Below are 15,112 nucleotides of genomic sequence, written 5' to 3'. Positions count from 1 at the left end.
TGGTTTATTCCGTTTGTTGTTTCGGGGGTGGGCAGGACCACATACCCCTGGGTATGTGGTCCTGCCCTCCCCGTACTGAAAGGGGTTCCGCGGCAGCCTGCCCGTTCTCGGGTCAGTGCCGGACTCCGTGGCGTGCGGAGGTGGCGAGGGCCACGGACAGGGCCGCTCCGATCGCCAGCACGGTGGCCAGGCCGATCACCGCACTGCCCAGACCGATGTGCCGGGTGGCGATGGTGAACAGGATCGAGGGCACCCCCATCCCGATGTAGCCGATGACGAAGTACACCGAGAGCACCCCGGCACGCGATGACGGTTCGGCGACCGTCGCACCGATCGTGACGCCGCTCTTGAACAGCAGACCCGCGCCGGCCCCTGCGACGGAGACCGCGATGAGGAGGAGCCAGAGGGCCGGGTGGAAGAGGGACAGGGCGGTCAGCACCAGACCGACGGGGAAGACGACGGCCCCGATCCGGAGCGTACGCGGCAGGCCGAGCTGGCCGGCGGCGAGTTGTGCCACCGCCGCCGAGGCGAACATCAGGAACGGGGTGAGACCGGTCACGAGATGGGAGTCGATGTGGAGCCTGTCATGGATCAGTGTTGCGCCGAGGGAGGAGACGAAACCGAGCAGTGCGAAGGAGACGAATCCCATCGCCGCGGCGGCGACGAACACCCTCCGGGCGCCGGGCAGCAGAGCGAACCGGCTCGGACGCCGCTGCTCCTGGAGCTCGCGGTCGACTGTCTCGGGGCTGGACAGCACCAGCACCAGGCTGATCGCCATGGCGATGGCGAAGACGGCTTGCGTGGTCACCAGGGGGGCCGGCGCCCACTGCGCCATGCTGCCGGCGACCAGAGGGCCGAGAGCCAGTCCGCCGAGGTTCGCCGCGGTGGCCACGGTCGCGGGCAGGGCGGAGAACCGGCGGTCGGGGTGCGCCTCGCGGTACAGATCGTGCAGATAGGTGGTGGCGGTGGAGGCCATGAGTCCCACTCCCACACCGTTCAGAACCCGTCCGGTCAGCAGGCCGGGCAGGGTGGGCCACGCGATGAGGACGATGGCCGCGGCCAGCGCGACGAGCAGGGCAGGCACGATGATGCGCCGCCGCCCGAACCGGTCCGACAGGTGCCCCAGTGTCAGGAAGCTCACCGCGGCACCGGCGACCATGCCGGTGAATGCGATGGTGATCGTGGTCGTACCGAAGCCGTCCCGTGCCGCGTACAACGGCCACAACGGGGTCGGAGCGGTGCCGAAGGCCATCAATACCGTGAATGCCACGGCGGCGAACCAGAAGCCGCGATGGTGCGACGGCTGCGCTGCCCGGGCGGAGCCCGCCCTTCCGGCCCCGATCGCGTTCGACGTCAAGGACCCCGCTGCCGACGGCGCGGGGGCGCTCGTCGATGGTGCCGGTGCTGGTGACAGGGACACGCCCATCCACTCCTCGGTCGGTTGCGTACGCCCCATGGTCACGCCTTTGATGAATCGCGTCTAACGATAGTTTCGGATACATTCGATCCGATTCAGAGATAGATCGCGAGGGAGGCCCGCTGCGGTGGAACTGCGACACCTGGAGTACTTCGCCGCCGTTGCGCAAGAGCTGAGCTTCACCCGTGCGTCCCGGCGGCTGCACGTCGCCCAGTCCGGGGTGTCCACCGCGATCCGGGCCCTGGAGCGGGAGCTGGGGGCCGCACTGTTCGAGCGCACCTCGCAGAAGGTGACGCTGACCAGCGCGGGCCTGGCGCTGCTGCCCGAAGCGCGTGCCACCCTGGACGCCGCGCAGGCGGCCCGCGATGCCGTCCGTGACTCCTACGGCAGTCTGAGCGGCACCGTCACCGTCGGCGTCATCATCGGCATCGGCCGTGTCGGCATCGACCTGCCACGGCTGCTCGGACGACTCAACGCCCGTCACCCCCAGGTCACGGTGAGACTGCGGCTTGACCCGACGGGCTCCGCCGGCCTGACCCGGTCGCTGCTCGCGGGCGAGCTCGACGCCGCCTTCCTGTCCTTCCCCGGCGGCGCGCCGGCCGGTGTCGCGGCCCGCGAACTGCTGGCGGACCCCTTGCTCCTGCTCGTGCCCACGGGACACCCGCTGACCGGGCGCGGCGAGGTGTCACTGGCGGAGATCGCCGAGCAGCCCTTCATCGACTTCCCGCCCGGCTACGGCAACCGCGAGCTCGCCGACCAGGCATTCGTCGCCTCCGCACTGCGGCGCCGCGTCACCTTGGAGGTGCCGGACTTCACGACCGCCGCGGCGTTCGTACGGGAGGGGCTCGGGGTTGCGTTCGTCCCCCGGTTCGCCGTGCCGGACGACTCCGGTCTGCGGACGCTGACCGTTGCGGACGCTCCGCTGAGGTGGAGCCTCTCCGTCGCCACCTCGGCGACACGGCGCCCCACCGCGGCCGTCCGCGCCCTGCTCGATCTGATCGACGCGGATGTGTTGGGCACCGCGTCGACTCAGCAGGGCGGCACCGCGCCGGGGGAATGACGCCGCGGCCGATCGAGCAGAGTCCTTCAGCGTCCGGGTGCGGCCCCTCGATCGGCCTCCGCCAGTACGAGGTGCGGCGGACCCGCCGCCGCGAGGCGGCCACCTTCGAGGAGCAGGCAGTGTCCTGCCCGACGGGCCGCCGTGATGTCGTGCGTGGCCTGAACGACCGTGGTGCCCTCGGCGGTCACCTCGTCGAGGACCCGTGCGATCGTCTCGCGCGCCGAGCCGTCGAGAGCGCTGGCGGGCTCGTCGAGCAGGAGGAGGTCGGCGCCCTGCGCCAGGCCCTGCGCGACCAGGACGCGTTGGCGTTGGCCGCCTGACAGCTCTCCCAACTGCCGTTGTGCGAGGGCTGCGACGTCGAGCCGCTCCATGTTCGCATCGACCGCCTCGCGGTCCTCGGTGGACGGACGTCGGAGGAGCCCGAGTCGACCCCACCGCCCCATCGTCACGGCTTCCCGGACGGTGAGCGGCAGTGTGTCGGCGACCGCACTGCGTTGCATCACGAAAGCCGGTCGAACGGTGCTGCGGTGGAACACGGTCCCGGATGTCGCGGGGATCACGCCGGCCAGGAGGCCCAACAGCGTGGACTTGCCCGACCCGTTCGGCCCCAGCACCGCGGTGACGGTCAAGGACGGTACGTCCCAGTCGAGTTGGGACAGGGCGAGGGTGCGTGCGTATCCCGCCGAAACACCCCTGAGGGAGACCTCCGGCACCGTGTGCGGAGCCACCATGGCGAACCTCCTTTGTAATGATAATCGTTTTCATTATATGGTCTCGCTCCATGGAATGGTTGGTGGCCCCGTTCGAGGTGGCCTTTGTGCAGCGAGCGTTGTGGGGCGGCGTGCTCGTGTCGACGATCTGCGCCCTTGCCGGTACGTGGTTGGTTCTGCGCGGGATGGCCTTCCTCGCGGACGCGATGTCGCACGGGATGCTGCCCGGCATCGCACTCGTCTCCCTGATGGGAGGCAATCTGCTGGTCGGAGCGGCATTGAGTGCGATCGTCATGGCCGCGGGCGTCACGGCGGTCGGGAGGTCGCCCCGACTCTCCCAGGACACCAGCATCGGGCTGCTGTTCGTCGGGATGCTGTCGGTGGGAGTGATCGTCGTCTCCCGCTCACAGTCTTTCGCGGTCGACCTGACCGGGTTCCTGTTCGGTGATGTGCTCGCCGTGCGCCAGGGCGATCTCGCCCTCCTCGGTGCGGCCCTCGCCGTCGCGCTCGTGGTCTCCGTACTGGGTCACCGGCCGTTCGTCGCCCTCGCGTTCGACGAACGGAAGGCGTACACACTGGGTCTGCGGCCGAAGGCGGCGCACGCCGCCCTGTTGGGCCTGCTCACCCTGGCGATCGTCGCTTCGTTCCACATCGTCGGGACCCTGCTCGTCTTCGGCCTGCTCATCGCGCCGCCGGCGACCGTGCTGCCGTGGGCGCGCAGCATCCCCGTGATCATGATCGGTGCGGCGGTCCTCGGCTCCGCCGCGGTGTTCCTGGGGCTGCTGGTGTCATGGCATATGGGCACCGCGGCCGGAGCGACCATCTCCGCCCTTGCGGTTGTGCAGTTCCTGCTCTCCCACCTCGCCGCCGGATGCGTCAAGCGCCGTCCGCCGCGGTCCCGGCTCGTACACACACTCCTGGTGCGGCCCGGGACGCGCACGGAAGAGGTGTCCTCGTGACCGCCTTTAGAAGGACCCCCATTGCGGCGATCCTTGCCGTGGCTCTGCTCCTCCCGGCATGTTCCGCCGAGACGAAGCCGGCACCGGCCGGAAGCGGGACGAAGGAGCCGGTGCCGCATGGCCGGGTCGAAGGTGCGCAGGAGACCGACGAACAACAGCCCCGCCTGGTCATGGCCGACGCCCGCACCGGAACGGTACGCGTGCTGGATCTGATCACCGAAGCCGTCACCTCACTCCGTCCGGTCGGCCCGGTCCGGGGCATCACCACCGACGGTCGCTTCGCCTATCTGACCACCGGTGCGGGCACCGAAATCATCGACGGCGGTGCCTGGATGGTGGACCACGGCGACCACGTGCACTACTACCGCGCACCCATCCGCCCGGTGGGTGACATCAACGGCCCCGGGCCGGTCCGCGTGCACTCCGACCCCGGGACCACCGCCCTCTCCTTCGGCGACGGATCCGTCCGTCTGCTCGACCGCAAGGCGTTGGAGGCGGCCCGCCCCGGTGTGGGCCGTCCACTGTCCGGCGCCACTGCCTCCGTGGTCCCCTACGCGGAGCACCTCGTCGTACCCGGTGCGGGCGGTGCCCATGACCGCGTCGAGATCCGCAACAGGAACGGCCGTCCGGTCTCCGCACTGCGCGAGACCTGCCCCGAACCACGCGGTACGGCGCTCACCCGCCGTGGTGTGGTGCTGGGGTGCTCCGACGGTGCTGTGCTGGTCAGCGAGGACGGCGGCGCGTTCAGTGCGCAGAAGATCCCGTACGGCACGACCGTGCCCAGGACCGAGCGGGCCGTTGGGTTCAGGCACCGGGCAGGGAGCACGATCCTGACCGCCGAGGCGGGACCGGACGCTGCGTGGGTCCTCGATGTGACTCGGCGGACCTGGAAGCGGATCACCACCGGTCCGATCGTCGCGGTGAACACGGCCGGAGAGGGAACTCCGCTGCTCGCCCTCGGCATCGACGGAAGCCTCAGCGCCTTCGACCTCGCCACCGGCCAACGGACGTCCCGGACGGCGTTGTTGACCCCGGTGTCCGACGGCCCGGCTCCGGTCATCGAGGTGGACACCGCTCGTGCGTACGTCAACGACCCGGCCGGACGGAAGGTCCATGAGATCGACTTCAACGACCGACTGCGCAAGGCCCGCACCTTCTCCCTCGATTTCACTCCGACGTACATGGTGGAGACCGGACGATGACACACCGCACTGAAGCCCTGAGGCGCCCCACAGCCCTCGCGCCGGTCCTCGCACTGATCGGCCTCGTGGTCGTCGGTCTCACGGCCTGCACCACTGCCGACGACGAGCGTCCCAGTGTTGTGGTCACCACCAACATCCTCGGCGACATCACCCGGGAGGTCGTCGGCGACCAGGCCGAGGTCACCGTTCTGATGAAGCCGGGCTCCGACCCGCATTCCTTCGGCATCTCCGCTCCACAGGCGGCGAAGATCGAGCAGGCCGACCTGATCGTCCACAACGGTCTCGGGCTGGAGGAGAACGTTCTGCGCCATGTGGAGGCAGGGCGGGACGCCGGCATCGCCGTGCTCGCCGTCGGCGAGCGCATCGACCCCCTCGTGTACACATCGGACGACATGGCGGGCCGGCCCGATCCACACTTCTGGACCGATCCCGTACGCGTACGCACGGCGGCCCGGCTCATCGCCGACCGACTGATCGAGCACATCGACGGTGTCGATGCGGCAACCGTCCGCGCCAACGCCGCCCGCTACGACACCCAACTCGTCGAACTCGTGACCTGGATGGGCCGCCGTTTCGCCGAGATACCCGCGAACGAGCGCAACCTCGTGACCAACCACCACGTGTTCGGCTACCTCGCCCAACGCTTCGGCTTCCGGGTCGTCGGAGCCGTCATCCCCAGTGGAACCACCCTCGCCTCGCCCAGCGCCTCGGACCTCAAGTCCCTCGCCACGGCGATCGAGACGGCGGGGGTGACGGCGATCTTCGCTGACTCCTCCCAGCCGGACCGCCTTGCCCAGGCCCTTCGACGCGAAGCCAACGTCGACGTACGCGTCGTCCCCCTGTTCTCCGAATCCCTGACGGAACGGGGCAAGGGCGCCGCCACCTATCTGGACATGATGCGCGCCAACACCACGGCCATCGCCGACGGCCTCGGCGCGCCCACCAGCACGACAGCCCGCCCGAAGGCGGGCACGGAAAGGAAGAATCCATGATCACCACCGCCCGTCCACGCGCCGTAGCAGCCGTCGCCCTGTTGATGGCCGCCTCCCTTGCCCTGACCGCCTGCGGCACCGACACCGCCGACCGGTCGGACGCCGAGCAGCCCGGGAACAAGCCCGGTGCCGCGCCGCGGCCGGTCGCCAATCCGCTCGTCACCACGTACGAGGGCGGCCTCTACGTCCTCGACGGCAGGACCCTGGAGGTCGTGAAGGACATTCCCCTATCCGGCTTCAACCGCGTCAACCCGGTCGGGGACGACCGTCACGTCATGCTCTCCACCGCCGAGGGCTTCCGTGTCATGGACGCCGTGAACCAGCGGTTGACGGACATCGAGTTCAAGGGCGCCAAGCCCGGTCACGTCGTACGGCACGCGGGCAGGACCGTCCTGTTCACCGACGGCACCGGCGAAGTCACCGTCTTCGATCCCCGCGACCTCGCCGAGGGGAAGCCCGTCACCACGACGTACACCTCCGCAGCCCCGCACCACGGCGTTGCCGTCGAACTGGAGAACGGACACCTGGTCAGCACGCTGGGTACGGAGGAGAAGCGCACCGGGATCGTCGTCCTCGACGAGAACCGCAAGGAGGTCACCCGCAACGAGGAGTGCGCCGGCGTTCACGGGGAGGCCACAGCCAAGGACGAAGCAGTCGTCGTCGGCTGCGAGGACGGTGTCCTCATCTACCGGAAGGGCGCGATCACCAAGGTCAAGAGTCCCACCGCCTACGGCAGGATCGGCAACCAGGCAGGGTCCGACGAATCCCCGATCGTCCTCGGCGACTTCAAGAAGGACAAGGACGCCGAACTCGAACGTCCACAACAGATCTCCCTGATCAACACCACGACGGGGAAGATGGACCTACTCGACCTCGGCACCAGTTACACCTTCCGTTCCCTGGCCCGCGGCCCGCACGGCGAGGGGCTCGTCCTGGGCACGGACGGCAAGATCCACGTCATCGATACCGAGGCGGGCAAGGTCGCCAGGACGATCCCGGTCATCGGTGCCTGGCAGGAGCCCCTGGAGTGGCAACAGCCGCGCCCCGCGCTGTTCGTCCGCGAGCACACCGCGTACGTCACCGACCCCGCGACCAAGAAGATCCACGCCATCGACATCGAGACGGGCAAGCAACTTGCCTCCGTCACCCTGCCCATGGCGCCCAACGAACTCAGCGGCGTCAAGCACTGAACCACGAGGTCGTGCGGACCGCGTCGCGCCGGACTGCCCGCCGCGGCCATCCCGGTGACGGGCGACAGCGGCCACCAGGGCTTGTATGACCAAGGCGCCCCGGGGCCCGTGAAGACGTTCTCGGGCCCCGGGTGGGAGGAGGTGTCGCAGTGAGTACCGTCACATGCTGCGCCGCGCATACCGGGGAATGCGCGAAATGGCCTTCGGTACCACCGGTCGTCAGACCTGTGAGTGCCTCAGGTCTACAGTCGAGAGGCACGCGCTCCGAGATGCAGGTTCGAGGCCCGAACGTGCATTTCCCATGCCGTACGCTGCTCAAGCGTTAACTGATCTCATCAGCTGATCTTCAAGGAGTGGCCGTGGTGGCGAAGCAGAATGGTTCGGCCAGGCTGGTGAGTCTGTTGTCGGCGGATGGTCAAGACTTCGCCGCGCAGTGGGTCACCCGGGTCTCCGAGGGACTGGCCGGCCGGGTGAGCCGGGCCGAATTGGACCGGGAACTGCACGAGCTGTACGCGGCGCTCGTCGAAGCCCTTCGCGCCGGAGCCGAGGACGCCCACGGCGAAGCCCTGTCGGAGTTGCGGGCCCTGCTGACCGAATTGTCACGGAACCGTGCCCGTCAGGGATTCACCCCGAGCGAGACCGCGCTGAGCGTCTTCGCCCTCAAGCAAGTCCTTGAGCCCGCGCTCGAAGGCGGCGCCACGGAAGACGTACGGGCGTACCTCCGGCTGAGCCGGCTCCTGGACGATCTGGGACTCTTCACCATCGAGACCTACACCCGAGCCCGGGAAGAGATCATCGCGGCCCAGGCCGACCAGCTGTTGGAACTCTCCACCCCCGTGGTCAAACTGTGGGACGGAGTGATCGCCGTCCCCCTGGTGGGCACCCTGGATTCCGTGCGGACCCAGGTCGTCATGGAGAAACTGCTCCAGGCCCTGGTGGACACCGGCTCCGAGCAGGCGATCATCGACATCACCGGCGTCCCGGCCGTCGACACCCAGGTCGCCCAGCACCTCCTCAAGACCATCGTCGCGGCCCGTCTCATGGGCGCCGAGTGCACGGTGTCCGGAATTCGTCCGCAGATAGCCCAGACCATCGTGGCGCTGGGCATCGAATTCGGCGACATCGTCACCAAGGCGACCCTCGCGGACGCGCTCCAGCTCGCCCTGCGCCGGTCCGGCGTCGAGATGGTGTCCCGCAAGGGCGGCCAGCCGTGACCGACCGCGTACCGGTCCTGCGGATCGGGGACGTTCTGCTGGTGTCGATCCAGGTGGACCTGGAGGACGACACGGTGATGAACCTCCAGGAAGATCTCGCCGAACAGATCGTCGCCCGTTCCGCGCGCGGTGTGGTCATCGACATCACCGCCGTCGAAATCGTGGACTCCTTCGTGGGGCGCATGCTCGCCACCATCGCGGCCATCTCACGCATGTTGGACGCCGAGACCGTCGTCGTGGGAATGCGCCCCGCCGTCGCCATCACCCTGGTGGAACTCGGCCTGTCCCTGGGAGGCGTGCGCACCGCCCTCGATCTGGAGAAGGGGCTTGCCATGCTGGGCCGGGGCGACGCGGGCCGGACATGACCACGCCCTGGACGCACGACGGAGAGTTGCAGTTGCTGCCCATCGTGGCCAACGAGGACGTCGTACGGGTACGACGGCTCGCCCGTGAGCTGGCCCAGCGCTGCAAACTCTCACTGGTGGACCAGACGAAGTTCATCACCGCGGCCAGCGAACTGGCCCGGAACACCCTGGTGTACGGGGGCGGCGGGCAGGCCCGCATCGGACTGGTGCGCCGCAACGGCCGGGCCGGCGCCTTCGCGGCCTTCGAGGACTCGGGCCCGGGAATCCCCGATGTGGACCTCGCCCTGACCGACGGATGGACCTCCGGCGGCGGTCTCGGTCTCGGTCTGAGCGGTGCGCGGCGCTTGGTGGACGAGTTCTCGCTCGACACCGAAGTGGGCCGCGGCACCACGGTATCGCTGGTCAAGTGGGTCCGGTGACGGCGCTGACCGTGCTGGACTGCGAAGACGTCGCCTGGTTCCGCAGCGACCCCGCATTCCCCGCCGCCGCACGCGGAGCCGCCGCCGCACTCGCCCGGCGGATCGGCTTCGACGCGCATCGGGCGTCCGAGGTGGCGCTTGCCGTCAGCGAGGCGTCGACGAATCTCCAACGCCACGCCGACGACGGGGCGTTGCTGTTGCGCGTCCTTCGCACCCAGGACAGAGCTGCCGTCGAGTTCGTCACCGTGGACACGGGACCGGGCATGGTCGATGTGTCCGCTGCGATGGCCGACGGGGTTTCCACGGCCGGCACGCTCGGCATCGGGCTGGGCGCGGTCGCCAGGCTCGCCGACGGTTTCGACATCCACTCGCTGCCGGGCCGGGGCACGGTGATGGCCGCGCAGTTCTGGCCGCGCGGTCGTGCCGATGCCGCACATCCGATGCCCGGCAGACAGATCGTGGCCGGACTCACCCGCCCGATCAGCGGGGAGACCGTCTGCGGCGACGCCTGGTCGACGCGCGTCGACGACGCTCCGGCGGCAACCGGGCCGGCGCTGCTGATGATGCTCTGCGACGGCCTGGGACACGGCCCCCTGGCGGCCCGCTCCAGCGAGGCAGCCGTGGGTGCGTTCCGTCGCGCGAAGGCCCGCGACCCCGAATCGATCCTGCGCGACATCCACGGAGCGTTGCGTGGGACCCGTGGTGGCGCGGTCGCCGTCGTGCGGATCGAACCCGACCAGGAGCGCGTGCTGTTCTGCGGCGTGGGCAATGTCAGCGGCTTCCTCATCGCGCCGGGAACACGCAAGAGCCTGCTGTCAGCGCCCGGTATCGTGGGACACCAGATGCGTACGCTGCGCACCTTCGAATTGCCGCTGATACCGGGCAGTGCGCTGATCCTCCACTCCGACGGGCTGACCGAACGGTGGACCACGGACGTCCTCCCCGGCCTGCTCCAGCACACTCCCTCGGTGGTTGCGGGCCAGTTGCTGCGCGAAGCAGCCGTGCGACGGGACGACGCGGGAATCGTGGTCGCCAAGGGAGCGTGGTAGCGGTGCAGGCGGCCAACGGCCCTGCTTCCCTGGCGACGCTCGGCATCAACTCCGCGCAGGACGTCTTCTCCCTCCGCCGCAGCGGCCAAGTGGCCGCCGAGACACTCCGGATGGAACGACAGGACCAGGTCCGACTGGCGACGGCGCTGAGCGAACTGGGCAGGGACCGGCTCGGCAGTACCGAGCTGACCGCCTCCTTCGGCCTGTACGAGGACGGGCAGACCGTCCTCACAGTGACGATTCAGTGGGCCCACGGCCCGGCACCAGCGGAACAGGCGATGCAACTCGCGTCCCGGTTGCTCCACCGGGTCCGCCATCTGCCCGGCGACCCCCACCGGATCGTCCTGGAACAGCCGGTTCCCGCCGGCGACGGACTCGCCGCGCGTCAGGAGAGGCTGCGGGAGGCCCTGCGGCGCACCGCTCCGGCCACCATGGCGGAGGAGCTGCGAGCCCAGACGCAGGACTTGATCGCCACCCTGGAGGAGACCCGCGCCCAGCGCGAAGAGCTGAGGCGGCTCAACGAGGAGTTGGAGGAGACCAACCGCGGGGTGCTGGCCCTCTACACCGAGCTGTCCCAGGAGCTGGAGACCACCAACAGCGGTGTGGTCGCGCTCCACACGGAACTGGAGGACAAGTCCCGGCAGCTCCGCGCGGCCAGCGAGGCGAAGACCCGTTTCTGGGCCAACGTCAGCCATGAGTTGCGCACGCCCGTCAACGCGGTGGTCGCCCTGTCCCGGCTGCTCCTGGACCCCGAGTCCGCGCATCTCGACGAGGACCAACACCGACAGCTCTCCCTGATCGCGTCCTCGGGCCAGACACTGCTCTCGCTGGTCAACGATCTATTGGACGTGGCGAAGGCGGAGTCGGGGCAGCTGGAGCCCCAGCTCGCGCCGGTCGATCTGCACATGGTCATCGGACAGCTCGGCGGCGCCCTCGCCTCCACCGTGCGTACGGAGTCGGTGACCCTGAGGCTGCCGCCGTTGGCCGAGCTTCCGATCCTGGTGACCGATGAGGTGCTGCTCACCCGGATCCTGCGCAATCTGCTCTCCAACGCACTGAAGTTCACCGAGGAGGGCGAGGTCGACCTCGACGTCCGCACGGTGAAGGAGCAGACGGGGCCCTGGCTGTCGTTCACCGTCACCGACACCGGCGTGGGCATTCCCGTGGCGGAGCAGCAGCGTGTCTTCGAAGAGTTCTACCAGGTACCGGGCCCCCACCAGCGGGGCAGACCCGGTACCGGACTGGGTCTGCCCTACGCCCGTACGCTCACCCAACTGCTGGGCGGCTCGATGGAGTTGACCAGTTCACTCGGTCGTGGCACCCGGGTCGAGGTCCGTCTACCGGATCTTGATCCGGGTGAGATCGCTGCCGGTCCCACCCTGCCGGAGTCCCACACCGACCGGAGCGCCGCCCAGCCGCTCCCGGACGGCCTGCACCGCGTTGCATCCCACGGCTCGGAGCAGAAGGGGCACGACGCATGAACGACATGAGTCTCGACGGCGCGCCCGCCACGGTGTTGGTGATCGATGACAACGAAACCACCCGCTACATCCTGACCAGTTGGCTCCGACGCGCGGGTCACACCGTCATCGAGGCGCCGGACGGCACCAGCGGGCTGGAACTGCTGGCCACACCCGGTGCCCCGCTCCCGGAAGCCTCCATCATCGATGTCAATCTGCCGGACATCAGTGGCTTCGAGGTCTGCGAGAGGATCAAGGCCGACCCCCGTACCGCAGGGGTGCCGGTGATCCATGTGTCCGCCACCATCATGGGCCCCGAGGACCATGCCAGGGGGCTCCAGGGCGGGGCCGACGCCTATCTCAACCAACCCATCGACCGTGACGAACTGCTGGCCACGCTCACCGCCACCCTGCGCTACACCCGGGCGTGGCAGCGCGCCGAGCGACTGGCCAACCGGCTCCGGACGCTGAACCACACCACGCTCGACGTCTACAAGGCAGTGGGTTTCCACTCGTTCGCCGCCGCGGCCACCACCGGGGCCGCCGAACTGCTCTCCTGTCCGGCCACCCTGGTGTTCCTGACGCCGCAGAACCAGGTGGTGCACAGCATGACGGAGGGTCCTGAGGCGACTCCCCGGCTGCTGCCGGCACACTCCCATGCGCTCCACCTGCTCACCGCACAGGCCCTTGGCACGGGGACGGGAGCCGAGAGCGCCCAGATCCCCCAGGCCCTCTGGCGGACGCTGCTGCCCTCCGACCAGTTGCGCGAGGACGTCACCCTGATCGTCGCCCGTACCAAAAGGGGACGCCCGCCGCTCTGCTTCGCCGTGCCCGCCGACTCGGTGCGCGGCACGGACGATCTGGAGTTGATCCAACAACTCGCCAACGCCTGCGCACTCTCCCTCGAATCACTGCGCTCCTACGCCGAGGAACACTCGCTGGCGCTCACCCTCCAGAAGACGTTCCTGCCCGAAGCGCTGCCGATGGTGGCCGGTGTCGAGATGGCCTTCCGCTATGTCCCCGCGAGCGCACAGACCGAGATCGGCGGTGACTTCTACGAGGCGTTGGAGACCGCGGACGGGCTTCTGGTGGCCATCGGCGATGTCGCGGGGCACTCGCTCGCCGCCGCGGTGGTCATGGGCGAGGTACGCCACGCACTGCGCGCCTACGCCCTCGAAGGTCATCCGCCGCACCACATCCAGGACCGCATCGAGACCCTGCTGGCCCACTCGCGACCCGGGATCACGGTCACCCTCTGCATCGTGCTGATCGAGCCCGGTGGACGTCGGATCCACGTCTCCAACGCGGGCCACATTCCCCCGCTGCTCGTCCAGCCGGACGGGAACGCCGAATTCCTGGTGGAGCACGGTCCTCTGCTGGGCCTGGGGCTCGCCCACGCCCCGGCGGCCGTCCACAACACCGCACCCAACACCCGGCTGGTGCTGATGACCGACGGCCTGGTCGAGGAGCGCGACCGGAACATCGACGAGAGCCTTGAGGACTTCCGCGCCAGGGTGGTCTCGGGACCGGACGACTTGGAGAAGCTGAGCGACCTGCTGCTCCACGCCCTCGGCAGGGACAAGGACGACGACATCGCCCTCCTCGCCCTCCGCCTGAGCTGATTCCGCCCCCGTACGTTCCTGACCCCCGTACGTTCCTGACCCTCGCACGGAGCACCCAAGCACCCGAGCACCCGAGCACCGGAGTGACGGTGATCACGGACCGCTTTTCCGGTGGGGCTGCGTAGGCTGGTGCGGTCGTCACGGCGCGGGTCGGAGGTGAGGTTGACGCCTTCCGTCACATGCCTGACGGTGAGTCAGGTCGGTCGACAGCACCGACAGTACGACGGACAGTACGAGCCTCGGGGAAGCCGGGGAACACTGCCCGCACACACAATCGTTATAGGGTAGGAAAACTGCACTTGACCTGCAAGAACGCAGGCAGGGAGCCTAGTTCCGGGAGTGCCTCGATGCTGCGCACCATGTTTAAGTCCAAGATCCATCGTGCCACCGTCACCCAGGCCGATCTGCACTATGTCGGATCCGTCACCATCGACGCCGAGTTGATGGCCGCGGCCGATCTCCTGCCCGGTGAACTGGTGCACATCGTCGACATCACCAATGGCGCGCGCCTGGAGACCTATGTCATCGAGGGCGAGCCGGGGTCCGGGGTCATCGGCATCAACGGGGCGGCGGCCCATCTGGTGCAGCCGGGGGATCTGGTGATCCTCATCAGCTATGCCCAGGTCGACGATGCCGAGGCCCGGTCGCTCCTGCCCCGGGTCGTCCATGTGGACGCCGACAACAGGATCGTGGAGCTGGGTACGGATGCTTCCGCGCCCGTGCCGGGCAGCGACACCCGCCGCGGACCGCACGTCCTCGTCTGACCCCGGTGATCGCCCCGATGGCGAGGATGGATGAGTATGGAGTAGTCCTGCTGTGTCCAGGTAGTTCCGTGAAGTCCGAGTATCAGTGCAGCCCGTCAGGAGCAAGGAGCCGCCCACCATGTCCGAACAGAGCCCGGAACAGAAGATCGACATCCGTGACGACAGGGGCCGGGGCCTCCTGGAGGCGTACGACGGGGACCGGGTCGCCGGCCGCATCGCGTACTTCACCCTGGCCGGGGCGCCCGCCGCGCTGGTCGCCGTCCACACCGTGGTCGAGCCCGAATTCGAAGGCCGGGGCATCGCGGGTGCGCTGGTGCGTGAGTTCTACGGGATCGCGGCGAGGGAAGGCGTCCCGGTCGTGCCGCTGTGCCCCTATGCGGCCAAGTGGGCCCTGCGCCATCCCGACGAGGCCCCCGAGGCCCCTGCGGAGCTGGTCACCGCGGCCAAGGAACAGCTGCGGGCCAATCCGCAGCAGTGGTGATTCCGTCGGGCGCGAGCCATTGCGCCCAAGCGGTTCCCCTCTGGGTTGTGCAGTGTGATGGTTGCGCAGTGTGATCGAGCGAGCGGGCGGTGCCGTGTTGGACGGGGCCGCTTGGGTCTTTCTTTTGGATCAGGCTGGATCAGGGAGCGGGGTCTGGTGCCGTGGATCGCAAGGCGGAGGAATGAATCACTGCGGTGGGGGCACCTCC

General features: G+C 68.9%; 15 protein-coding genes. 13 read left to right on the top strand and 2 right to left on the bottom strand.

Annotated elements, in window-relative coordinates:
* Nucleotides 1-112: 112 nt before the first annotated feature.
* Nucleotides 113-1,270, bottom strand: coding sequence for an MFS transporter (locus ABZ348_RS33975; protein WP_358939768.1), 1,158 nt, complete (start codon nt 1,268-1,270; stop codon nt 113-115).
* Nucleotides 1,271-1,544: 274 nt separating this feature from the next.
* Between ABZ348_RS33975 and ABZ348_RS33970 the strand changes: the two genes are divergently transcribed.
* Nucleotides 1,545-2,477, top strand: coding sequence for a LysR family transcriptional regulator (locus tag ABZ348_RS33970; protein ID WP_358939766.1), 933 nt, complete (start codon nt 1,545-1,547; stop codon nt 2,475-2,477).
* Between the two features lie 26 nt (nt 2,478-2,503).
* Here ABZ348_RS33970 and aztA read toward each other — a convergent pair whose 3' ends face one another.
* Nucleotides 2,504-3,208, bottom strand: a complete 705-nt coding sequence (gene aztA, locus ABZ348_RS33965) for a zinc ABC transporter ATP-binding protein AztA (RefSeq protein WP_358939764.1) — start codon at nt 3,206-3,208, stop codon at nt 2,504-2,506.
* A gap of 50 nt (nt 3,209-3,258) precedes the next feature.
* Here aztA and aztB point away from each other — a divergent pair, with 50 nt between their 5' ends.
* The 12 genes from aztB to ABZ348_RS33905 all read left to right on the top strand — a co-directional run bounded on the left by aztB (nt 3,259) and on the right by ABZ348_RS33905 (nt 14,904).
* Nucleotides 3,259-4,146, top strand: coding sequence for a zinc ABC transporter permease AztB (aztB, locus tag ABZ348_RS33960; RefSeq protein ID WP_358939762.1), 888 nt, complete (start codon nt 3,259-3,261; stop codon nt 4,144-4,146).
* Complete coding sequence (locus ABZ348_RS33955; protein ID WP_358939760.1) at nt 4,143-5,348, top strand: hypothetical protein; 1,206 nt, start codon at nt 4,143-4,145, stop codon at nt 5,346-5,348. Before aztB ends, ABZ348_RS33955 begins: the two co-directional genes overlap by 4 nt.
* Nucleotides 5,345-6,340: a zinc ABC transporter substrate-binding protein AztC gene (gene aztC / locus ABZ348_RS33950; protein ID WP_358939758.1), complete on the top strand. Its 996-nt coding sequence runs from the start codon at nt 5,345-5,347 to the stop codon at nt 6,338-6,340. Before ABZ348_RS33955 ends, aztC begins: the two co-directional genes overlap by 4 nt.
* Nucleotides 6,337-7,530, top strand: coding sequence for a zinc metallochaperone AztD (aztD, locus tag ABZ348_RS33945; RefSeq protein WP_358939756.1), 1,194 nt, complete (start codon nt 6,337-6,339; stop codon nt 7,528-7,530). The genes aztC and aztD overlap by 4 nt, the downstream gene beginning before the upstream one ends.
* 362 nt (nt 7,531-7,892) lie before the next feature.
* Nucleotides 7,893-8,744 carry an STAS domain-containing protein gene (locus tag ABZ348_RS33940; RefSeq protein WP_358939754.1) on the top strand — a complete coding sequence of 284 codons (852 nt, stop codon included), beginning with the start codon at nt 7,893-7,895 and terminating at the stop codon, nt 8,742-8,744.
* On the top strand, nt 8,741-9,109 hold the full coding sequence (locus ABZ348_RS33935; RefSeq protein WP_358939753.1) for an STAS domain-containing protein: 369 nt from the start codon (nt 8,741-8,743) through the stop codon (nt 9,107-9,109). Before ABZ348_RS33940 ends, ABZ348_RS33935 begins: the two co-directional genes overlap by 4 nt.
* A complete protein-coding gene (locus ABZ348_RS33930; protein WP_358939751.1) occupies nt 9,106-9,528 on the top strand; it encodes an anti-sigma regulatory factor in 423 nt (140 codons plus the stop codon). Before ABZ348_RS33935 ends, ABZ348_RS33930 begins: the two co-directional genes overlap by 4 nt.
* On the top strand, nt 9,516-10,577 hold the full coding sequence (locus ABZ348_RS33925; protein WP_358939749.1) for an ATP-binding SpoIIE family protein phosphatase: 1,062 nt from the start codon (nt 9,516-9,518) through the stop codon (nt 10,575-10,577). The genes ABZ348_RS33930 and ABZ348_RS33925 overlap by 13 nt, the downstream gene beginning before the upstream one ends.
* 2 nt (nt 10,578-10,579) lie before the next feature.
* Nucleotides 10,580-12,058 (top strand): HAMP domain-containing sensor histidine kinase, encoded by a 1,479-nt coding sequence (locus tag ABZ348_RS33920; protein ID WP_358939747.1) that lies wholly within the window; start codon nt 10,580-10,582, stop codon nt 12,056-12,058.
* Nucleotides 12,055-13,659 (top strand): fused response regulator/phosphatase, encoded by a 1,605-nt coding sequence (locus ABZ348_RS33915; protein ID WP_358939745.1) that lies wholly within the window; start codon nt 12,055-12,057, stop codon nt 13,657-13,659. Before ABZ348_RS33920 ends, ABZ348_RS33915 begins: the two co-directional genes overlap by 4 nt.
* Before the next feature lie 347 nt (nt 13,660-14,006).
* A complete protein-coding gene (gene panD, locus ABZ348_RS33910; RefSeq protein ID WP_358939743.1) occupies nt 14,007-14,423 on the top strand; it encodes an aspartate 1-decarboxylase in 417 nt (138 codons plus the stop codon).
* 118 nt (nt 14,424-14,541) lie between these two features.
* The gene (locus ABZ348_RS33905; RefSeq protein ID WP_358939741.1) at nt 14,542-14,904 is read left to right on the top strand and encodes a GNAT family N-acetyltransferase; all 363 of its coding nucleotides are present in this window, start codon (nt 14,542-14,544) and stop codon (nt 14,902-14,904) included.
* Nucleotides 14,905-15,112 lie beyond the last annotated feature (208 nt).

Origin of the sequence: Streptomyces sp. NPDC005963 (assembly GCF_040638655.1) — a bacterium.
Taxonomy (GTDB): Bacteria; Actinomycetota; Actinomycetes; order Streptomycetales; family Streptomycetaceae; genus Streptomyces.
Note: the sequence above shows the minus strand (reverse complement) of the source record. Positions and strands in the feature narration are given on the sequence as shown.